Source organism: Sphaerisporangium sp. NPDC051011, assembly GCF_040653595.1.
Taxonomy (GTDB): Bacteria; Actinomycetota; Actinomycetes; order Streptosporangiales; family Streptosporangiaceae; genus Sphaerisporangium.
The window spans coordinates 97,105-106,030 of sequence record NZ_JBFAGG010000024.1; the positions used below are offsets into that span (position 1 = coordinate 97,105).

At 70.4% G+C, this 8,926-nt stretch carries 6 protein-coding genes and 1 riboswitch; of the genes, 2 read left to right on the forward strand and 4 right to left on the reverse strand.

Annotated elements, in window-relative coordinates:
* Nucleotides 1-59 precede the first annotated feature (59 nt).
* From AB0H21_RS37600 to AB0H21_RS37610, 3 genes are all read right to left on the reverse strand, one after another.
* Complete coding sequence (locus AB0H21_RS37600; protein WP_358526359.1) at nucleotides 60-1,793, reverse strand: ABC transporter ATP-binding protein; 1,734 nt, start codon at nucleotides 1,791-1,793, stop codon at nucleotides 60-62.
* A gap of 365 nt (nucleotides 1,794-2,158) precedes the next feature.
* The gene (locus AB0H21_RS37605; RefSeq protein ID WP_358526361.1) at nucleotides 2,159-2,344 is read right to left on the reverse strand and encodes a hypothetical protein; all 186 of its coding nucleotides are present in this window, start codon (nucleotides 2,342-2,344) and stop codon (nucleotides 2,159-2,161) included.
* Between the two features lie 251 nt (nucleotides 2,345-2,595).
* Nucleotides 2,596-2,766, reverse strand: a riboswitch (M-box (ykoK) riboswitch).
* Nucleotides 2,767-2,925: 159 nt separating this feature from the next.
* Nucleotides 2,926-3,393, reverse strand: a complete 468-nt coding sequence (locus tag AB0H21_RS37610) for an Lrp/AsnC family transcriptional regulator (protein ID WP_358526363.1) — start codon at nucleotides 3,391-3,393, stop codon at nucleotides 2,926-2,928.
* Between the two features lie 155 nt (nucleotides 3,394-3,548).
* On the opposite strand from AB0H21_RS37610, the gene AB0H21_RS37615 reads away from it, so the two are divergent.
* Nucleotides 3,549-6,983 carry an indolepyruvate ferredoxin oxidoreductase family protein gene (locus AB0H21_RS37615; RefSeq protein ID WP_358526365.1) on the forward strand — a complete coding sequence of 1,145 codons (3,435 nt, stop codon included), beginning with the start codon at nucleotides 3,549-3,551 and terminating at the stop codon, nucleotides 6,981-6,983.
* Between the two features lie 46 nt (nucleotides 6,984-7,029).
* On the opposite strand, the gene AB0H21_RS37620 is transcribed toward AB0H21_RS37615, so the two are convergent.
* Nucleotides 7,030-8,295 carry a transposase gene (locus AB0H21_RS37620; protein WP_358526366.1) on the reverse strand — a complete coding sequence of 422 codons (1,266 nt, stop codon included), beginning with the start codon at nucleotides 8,293-8,295 and terminating at the stop codon, nucleotides 7,030-7,032.
* A 52-nt stretch (nucleotides 8,296-8,347) separates the two neighbouring features.
* Here AB0H21_RS37620 and tnpA point away from each other — a divergent pair, with 52 nt between their 5' ends.
* Complete coding sequence (gene tnpA, locus AB0H21_RS37625) at nucleotides 8,348-8,746, forward strand: IS200/IS605 family transposase (RefSeq protein ID WP_358526368.1); 399 nt, start codon at nucleotides 8,348-8,350, stop codon at nucleotides 8,744-8,746.
* Nucleotides 8,747-8,926: the final 180 nt, after the last annotated feature.

Genomic DNA, 8,926 nt, shown 5'->3' on the forward strand with positions numbered 1-8,926 from the left:
CGGGCGCCGCGGTCCGGTCGCTCATTTCGCCCCCTCTTCGCGGCCGGTGTGCATCCGGCTCATACTGCGCTCCCGGCGGTCACCTGGGACTCCACGATCTCGACGTAGGTCGGGCAGGTCTCCAGTAGTTGCTCGTGCGTCCCGATGCCGGCGATCACGCCGTCGTCCAGGACGATGATCTGGTCGGCGTCGGCGATGGTGGACACCCGCTGGCCGACGATGACGACGGCGGCCTCGGCCGTGTGCGGACGCAGGGCCGCGCGCAGCCGGGCGTCGGTGGTCAGGTCCAGGGCCGAGAACGAGTCGTCGAACAGGTAGATCTCGGGCTTGCTGACCAGCGCCCGGGCGATCGAGAGCCGCTGCCGCTGCCCGCCGGACACGTTCGTGCCGCCCTGCGAGATCGGCGCCTCCAGGCCCTCGGGCATCGCCTCGACGAAGTCGCGCGCCTGGGCGACCTCCAGCGCCTCCCACAGTTCCTCGTCGGTGGCGTTCGGGTTGCCGTACCGCAGGTTGCTCGCGACGGTGCCGGTGAACAGGTACGGCTTCTGGGGCACCAGGCCGATGCGCGTCCACAGCATCTGGGGTTCCAGCTCGCGGACGTCGACTCCGTCGACCAGGACGGCCCCGGCCGTGGCGTCGAACAGCCTCGGCACCAGCGAGACGAGCGTGGTCTTGCCCGAGCCGGTGCTGCCGATGACGGCGGTGGTCTGCCCCGCGGCGGCGCGGAACGAGATGCCCGACAGCACCGGCGCCGCCGCGCCCGGGTAGCGGAACTCGACGTCGCGCATCTCCAGCTCGGCGCGCGTGCCCACCTGCCGTACCGGCCGCTCGGCCGGGCGTACGGACGACTCGGTGTCCAGGACCTCGCCGATGCGCTCGGCGCAGACGGCGGCGCGCGGGATCATGATCGAGATGAAGGTGGCCATCATCATCGACATCAGGATCTGCATCAGGTACATGAGGAAGGCGGTGAGGGCGCCGATCTGCATCTCCCCGTTGTCCACCCGGGCGGCGCCGAACCACATGACGGCGACGCTGGAGGCGTTGAAGATCAGCATCACGGTGGGGAAGATCAGCGCGGTCAGCCGTCCCACGCTCAGCGCCGTCCCGGTCAGGTCGTCGTTCGCCTGGGCGAACCTGCGCGTCTCCTCACGTTCCCGGACGAACGCCCGCACGACGCGGATGCCGGTCAACTGCTCGCGCAGCACCTGGTTGACCGCGTCGATGCGCGTCTGCATCGACCGGAACTGGGGGACCATGCGGGAGACGATCAGCCCGATCGCGATGAGCAGCGCCGGGACGCACACCAGCATCAGCCACGACAGCCCGATGTCCTGCTTCAGCGCCATGATGATGCCGCCGAGCCCCATGATCGGCGCGGCCACCAGCATGGTGCACGTCATGACGACGAGCATCTGGACCTGCTGCACGTCGTTGGTCGTCCGGGTGATCAGGGACGGCGCCCCGAACTGCGAGACCTCCCGGGTGGAGAACCCGAGCACCCGGTGGAACACCGCCGACCGGACGTCGCGCCCGAATCCGGCCGCCACCTTGGCCCCGTAGTAGACGGCCGCCACCGAACAGGCGATCTGCACCAGCGACACGGCGAGCATCCACCCACCGGCGGACAGGATGTAGCCGGTGTCCCCGGCGGCGACGCCGTGGTCGATGATGTCGGCGTTCAGACTCGGTAGGTACAACGACGCGATGGTGCCCACCAGCTGGAACAGCACGACGGCGGCCAGCGCCGCCGAGTAGGGCCTCAGGTGGATGCGCAGCAGGCGGCTCAACATGGGTGCGCCCTCGTGGAGACGGCGCGGTGGGGTGTCGAAATCACGCGGAACACGCTATAGGAGCACGTAGCTCGCGCACCTGGGATTTTTCCCCCGGCGGAATGGCAGGACGAACCGCCTCGCGTGCCGATACGTTTGTCACAGGGGACAGAAGGCGGCGGGCAGCTCGACGGCGGCGCCGTCCAGATGCCGCATCCCGTCTACGGCGACGCGATCGGCCTCCTGTACGGGCTGGAGGTCATCGTGGCGTTCGACCGAGCCTCATGGCAGACCTGGACCGGCTCCGCCGCCGGTTCGACGACGAGCGCCCGGCGGCCTGACGAGGCCACCGGGCGGACGCCGTCCCGGTACCGCTCCCGGGTGGTCTACGCACTCACGGCCTGGTCGGCCATCCGTACGGCGATCTCCACGGCCAGGCGTACGACGAAGGACGCCCCGATGGCCTCCGCGACCGCGGGCAGCGCGACGGCCGCCAGCGGCCACAGGGCACGCAGGAGTCGCTGCACGTCGGTGCTCACCAGCAGCCGGGGCAGCGTGATCGTGATGGTCATGGCGGACCTCCTCTGCTTGCGCAAGGGGGAACGCCCCGCAGAAGCACCGCCGCACGCTGCACGCGGTGGAGACCGTGGCGGACTCTACCTCAGCCGTACCGACGCGGGCGATGGGTGCGGGGTGTCACGGAACGGGACGGTCGACTATGGCAATCGCCATCCATTTCGCTTCACCTCCTCGTCCTCACACCGCCCGCGGGCACACCTCGGCGCCCGCGCACGCGCCGTCTCGACGGCGGACCGATAAATGACCGGCACCCCTCATGTAAGAGCTTCGGCACTACGCGGCGTGATCCCTTGAAGGGAAGCCACCTGGGGTCACCCCTTAAGCCGGGGAAACCTGTCCTGACCCTGGGCATCTCTCGATGTCGTGGGGTCAGTGGCCTGTGTCCGCGCAGACGCCTCACCGAACGAGGTGCCACCTATCCAGGACACCCCCTTCCCCCCACCACCGTCAAGCGCGGCGCGGAAGATCTCCCTGGATGTGGCGGACATCCAGGACCAGGAGGATCGCCCGTCACCGCGCCTCCGCACGAGCTCTTTCCTGCCCCGGGTGGGATGCCGGTGGCGAGCGGGGCGGTTCACGCCGTGCGGCGTGCCGGCGGGGTGAGGGTGTCGCGGGTCCAGGAGCCCAGGACCAGCAGCGTCTTGGTGCCGGTGACGTCCCCGGCCCGGCGGAGCCGATCGATGACCTGCTGGAGGTGGCCGAGGTCGCGGACGCGGACCTGGATGAGCGCGTCGGGATCGCCGGCGATCGTGTAGACCGCCTGCACCTCCGGCGCGTCGGCGGCCGTGCGGACGATCTGGCCGACCGGGGTGGTGCCGGGGTAGCGAAGCTCGGTGAAGGCTTCGATGCCCCAGCCGAGCTTGGCGTAGTCGATCTGCACGGAGAAGCCGGTGATCACGCCGATCTCCCGCAGCCGGTCCACGCGCCTCTTGACCGCGGCCACCGACAGCCCGATCTCGGTGGCCATCTCGGAGAAGGTCCGCCGCCCGTCCTCGCGCAGCAGTCGCAGCACCCGGTGATCGATGTCGTCCAGGTCAGGCATGGTGGAGCCCCTCTCTATCGCACAAAGAACACTATCCATTCCAAGCAATGGCGCAAAGGGTTTGCGTGTTATTGCGCTTTTGTCCGCCGATACTTGCGTGCAGGTCAACCGCGTTGCTGTGCTTGTGGTGCCCCTTACCAAGCCAGGAGGTTCGCGTGAGCGTGGGTCCCGCCACAGTGTCGCTTGACGACAAGTACACGGCCACGGCCGGTCGTGTTCTCATCTCTGGTATCCAGGCCCTGGTCCGCCTCACGCTGGAGCAGCGCCGCCTGGACCAGGAGCATGGCCTGAACACACAGGTCTTCGTCTCGGGCTACCAGGGCTCGCCCCTGGCCGGAGTGGACATGGAGATGGGCCGGGCCGCGAGGTTCCTGGACCCGGCGGGCGTGGTGTTCCGGCCGGGGCTGAACGAGGAGCTGGCGGCGACCGCGGTGGCCGGCACCCAGTTGCTCGACCAGGTGCCCGGGCGGCGGCACGAAGGGGTGACGGGCTTCTGGTACGGCAAGAACCCGGGCCTGGACCGAGCCGCCGACGCGATCCGGCACGGCAACCTGGCGGGCACCGCACCACTCGGCGGCGCGGTGGCCTGGATCGGCGACGACCCGGGCAGCAAGTCCTCGACCGTGCCCAGCTCGTGCGAACCGATGTGCCAGAGCCTGTCGATGCCCCTGCTCGCTCCCGGCTCCGTGGCGGAGATCATCGAGTTCGGGCTGCACGCCGTGGCCCTGTCGAGGGCCACCGGTCTGTGGACCGGCCTGAAGATCATCGCTGACGTCGCCGACGCGTCGGCCACCGTCGACCTCGACCGGCTTCGCGACGGTGTCCCCGCCCCCGTGCCCGCCGACCGGGGCCCGTCATCCGTCCTGGTCGGCCCGGCCTCGCTGGACGCCGAACACGACATGCTGACGCGCAGGCTCGACCTCGCCCGCGCCTACGCCCGCGCGAACGGCCTGAACAAGGTGACGTTCGCCGCGCGGCGTGCCCGGCTCGGCATCCTCGCCTCCGGCACCGCCTACGCGGTGGTTCAGCGCGCCCTGGAAGACCTCGGCCTGGACGAGGCGGCGATGGACGACCTCGGGCTGCGGCTCATCAAGCTCGCGATGCCGTTCCCCCTCGACCACGGCGACCTGGCCGCCATGACCGCCGACCTTGAGCGCGTGCTCGTGGTGGAGGACAAGGTGCCGTTCCTGGAAGGCCAGCTGAAGCAGGCGCTGTACGGCGGGGAGCGCACGCCGGTCGTGGTGGGCCGGGAGCTGCTGACCACCCGCGGCACCCTCGGCGCCGACGACATCGCCAAGGCGCTGGCCGCGTGCGTCGGAGCCGACAGGCTGCCCAGGGCGGCCGTCCGCCTGTCCCGCCCGAAGCGCTCACGCGGCCTCCTGCCGATCGTCGCCGCGCGCACCCCCTACTTCTGCTCCGGCTGCCCGCACAACGCCTCCACTCGCACCGCCGACGACACGCTGGTCGGTGTCGGCATCGGCTGCCACGTCATGATCGCTCTCGACGGACACGGGCGCGGCACCCAGATCGGCATCACCCAGATGGGCGGCGAGGGCGCGCAGTGGATCGGCCTGGCGCCGTTCACCGATGACCGGCACTTCGTGCAGAACCTCGGCGACGGCACCTTCCATCATTCGGGCTCCCTGGCCATCCGCGCCGCCGTCGCCGCCGGTGTGCCGATCACGTACAAGCTGCTCTACAACGACGCCGTGGCCATGACCGGAGGCCAGCGCGCCGAGGGCCGCCTCGACGTGCCCGCGCTGACCCGGGCGCTGGCCGCCGAGGGGGTCCGCCGCATCATCGTCACGACGGCGGAACCGCAGACCTACCGGGGCGTCCGGCTGGCGCCGATCGCCGGCGTGCGGCACCGCGACGACCTCCCCGCCGTGGAGAAGGAGCTCGCCGGGCTCGACGGGGTGACCGTGCTCATCCATGACGACCGCTGCGCGGCCGAGGAGCGCCGGCTGCGCAAGCGTGGCAAGCTGCCCACCCCGACGGCCAAGGTCGTCGTCAACAAGCGGGTCTGCGAAGGCTGCGGCGACTGCGGAGACGTCTCGTCCTGCCTGTCGGTGCAGCCGGTGGAGACCGAATTCGGCCGCAAGACCCACATCCACCAGTCATCGTGCAACTCCGATCTGAGCTGCCTCAAGGGAGACTGCCCGTCGTTCCTGCTCGTGGAGCCGGGCGCCCGCCGCGCCCGGCAGGTGCCGCCGCTGCCGGTGGAACTCACCGAACCGGCACCGAGGTTCCCCGGCAGGCCGGTACTGCTGCGGATACCCGGCATCGGCGGCACCGGCGTCGTCACGGTCTCGCAGATCCTGCAGATGGCCGCGCACCTCGAAGGCCTGCACGCGGCCGGGCTGGAGCAGACGGGGCTCGCGCAGAAGGGGGGTCCCGTCGTCAGCGACGTGCGCATCTCGCCGCGGCCCGTCGACGGCTCGGTGCGGGCCTCCCACGGCGCAGCCGACGTGCTGATCGGCTTCGACCTGCTCGGCGCCGCCGCCGACGGCAACCTCGCCGTCGCATCCCCCGAGCACACGATCGCCGTCGTCAGCACCGCCGTGGTACCCACCGCCGCCATGGTCACCGGCCGCGCCGCGATGCCCGGCTCGCCCGCCGACGCGATCGTCCGCATCGAGTCGGCCACCCGGTCCGCCGACAACCTCTACCTCGACGCCCACGGCCTGGCCGAGGCGCTGTTCGCCGACCACATGCCCGCCAACATGCTCCTGCTCGGCGCCGCGTACCAGCACGGTTGCCTGCCCGTCTCAGCCGAGGCCATCGAGCGTGCCATCCGGCTCAACAAGGCCGCCGCCGACCAGAACCTGGCAGCCTTCCGCTGGGGCCGCGCCGCCGTCGTGGACCGCGAGGCGGTGCTCCGGGCCGCCCACCCTTCGGCGCCGGCCTCCACCTCCACCGGCGAGACCCTGGCGGACGTGCTGGCCGTGCGGATCGCCGACCTGACCGGCTACCAGAACTCGGCCTACGCCGACTCGTACGCCGAAGACGTGCGCCGCGTCGCCGCGCTCGCCGCCGAACGCGCAGGGGAGGAGGCCGGCACGCGCATCGGCCTCGCCTATGCCCGCGGCCTGCACAAGCTCATGGCTTACAAGGACGAGTACGAGGTCGCCCGGCTGCACCTCGACCCGGCCGAGCGAGCCTGGCGCGACCACGAGTTCGGTCCGGACGCCGTCGTGTCGGTGCTGCTGCACCCGCCGCTGCTGCGCGCCATGGGCATGAAACGCAAGATCAGGCTGCGCAGTAGCGCCGGGGCGTTGTTCCGCGTGCTGCGCGCGGCCCGCGTGCTGCGCGGCACCGCGCTCGACGTCTTCGGCTACGCACGGGTACGCCAGGTCGAACGCGAACTCGTCGGTGAGTACCGGGAGATGGTGCGCGAGGCGCTGGACCGGCTCACGCCGGGCACCGCCGACGACGTCGCCACCCTCGCGGCCCTGCCGGAAGTGATCCGCGGCTACGAGGACATCAAGCTCGCCCGCGTCACCGAGTTCCGCGACCGCGCCGCCACCGCTCTGGCCCAGTTGAGCGCCGAGCGCCCCGCGGTGACCCGTACGAACCGCCCCCAGGATTGAACTCCTCCCCGGCCTGAAGGCCGGAGATTCTCCCGTCGCGTCGCGGTCAAGCGGCGCGCGGGGGTTGACGCTTCGCAGACCGGGCAGCCCCGAGGTCTCCACGTCCTGACACCACAGTCCCTGCGGCGTTGAGAATGTTGATCGCGGCGTTGGTGTCGGCGTGGCCGGTCCACCCGCATCCGGGGTCGGCGCAGGAGAACCGGGTGCCGTCACGGGAGGCCGGGTCGCGGTGCCCGCACCGGTGGCAGGTCTGCGAGGTGCCCGGGGCGGGCACCTTCACCACCAGCCCGCCGCGATCACGGGTCTTGTACTCCAGCAGGGTGACCGTACGGCCCCACGCCTCGCCGCTTATGGCACGGTTCAGCCCTGCCTTCCGCCTCACGTTCCGGCCGGGCCGCTCGATCGTGCCCGTGGCGGAACGGACCATGTTCGTGATCTTCAGATCCTCCACCACGACCACGCCGAAGGTGCCGGCGAGTTCGGTGGTGGTCTTGTGCTGCCAGTCGACGGCTCGGCGCTTGGCTGTCGCGCGGGCCTTGGCGATCTGGTCGTAGGTGCGGGTCAGCCGTTTGGACGTGGGCCGCCCGGGAATGCGTGCGCGGCGCTGGCGGGCGGACTTCTTCTCCAGACGGCGCAGGTGTTCACGCTCACCGCCGGTGAGCCAGGGCCCATGCTCACGCGGGGTGCCGTCCGACAACGCCAAGGCGACGTTGATCCCCCGGTCGATCCCCACGACCGGGCCGGGATGGCGGACCGGGGCAGGCACCTGGCGTTCTGTCCGGAACACGATGTGCCAGCCGTCGGCTTGTTTGACCAGCCGGGCTCCGGTGATCCGCCCGGCCGGGCCGCCCTTGGTGACGCCGGGCAGGTCCTTGGTCCACCGGAACCGCACCCGCCCGGCCTTGGGCAGGCTGACCGCACCCCACCGCCGGTTGACCCGCTTGATCTGCAGATCGCGGGCCTGGGGCACATCGACAGCGGGCCGGGATCGCAACCGGGCCTTGAACCTCGGGCGCCCCGCGGGGTGATCAGGGTTGAAATAGTTCACCCACGCCTGCCGGTAGGTCTTCAGCACGGCTTGGGCGGCCTGGGCGGGCAGCCGGCCCATCCAGTCGATCTCACGACGAGCCACCCGGATCGCCTCGTCGCAGTCCTTCAACGTCGCCAACCGGCCCTGCCGGAAGGTGGCGTACTCGTGCAGCAGGTTCCACAGCGCGCGAGCGGTATGCGCCTGACCGTCCAGCACCGCCGCCTGGGCCACGCTCAACTCCAGGCGGGCCACATGCGCCCGCGCCTGCTTTACCCTCTCCACACCGTGATCGTACCGTTTCGTTGCGTCACCGGGAGGGAAACCGAACCCGGATGTGCGCACCGGACGGCATGTCGTCTCCAACCTCCACGCCCATTTGGTGTTCGTCACGAAGTATCGGCGTGGGGCCTTCACCGGCCCGATGCCGGTCCGATGCGAACAGATCATGCGGGAGGTCTGTACCGGCTTCGAGGTCGAACTTCATGAGTTCAACGGCGAGGACGGCCACGTCCACCTGCTGGTCCGCTATCCGCCCAAGGTCGCCTTGTCCAAGCTGGTCAACTCGTTGAAGGGGGTTTTCGCTCGGATGCTGCGCAAGGAGTTCGGCGCCCACGTCCGCGAGCACCTGCAGGGTGATCATTCCTGGTCCGGCTCCTACTTCGCCGGGCAGGTCGGCGGGGCCCCGCCGACCGTGCTCAAGCAGTACATCGAGCAGCAGCAACGACCGGTCTGATCGGGGGTAGACGCCGGTTCGCCTGACGGCGAACCGGCTGTTCTTGCCCCGCTACGCGGGACGGTCCGCTTCACCCCCGGCCTGAAGGACTCCGTTGGCGAACCTGGTTGATCGTTCCGTAAGGGTCCAGTTATGGTCTGCGCAAGATCCAGGTGGGGACCAAAAGGTGGCGGGTAGCGT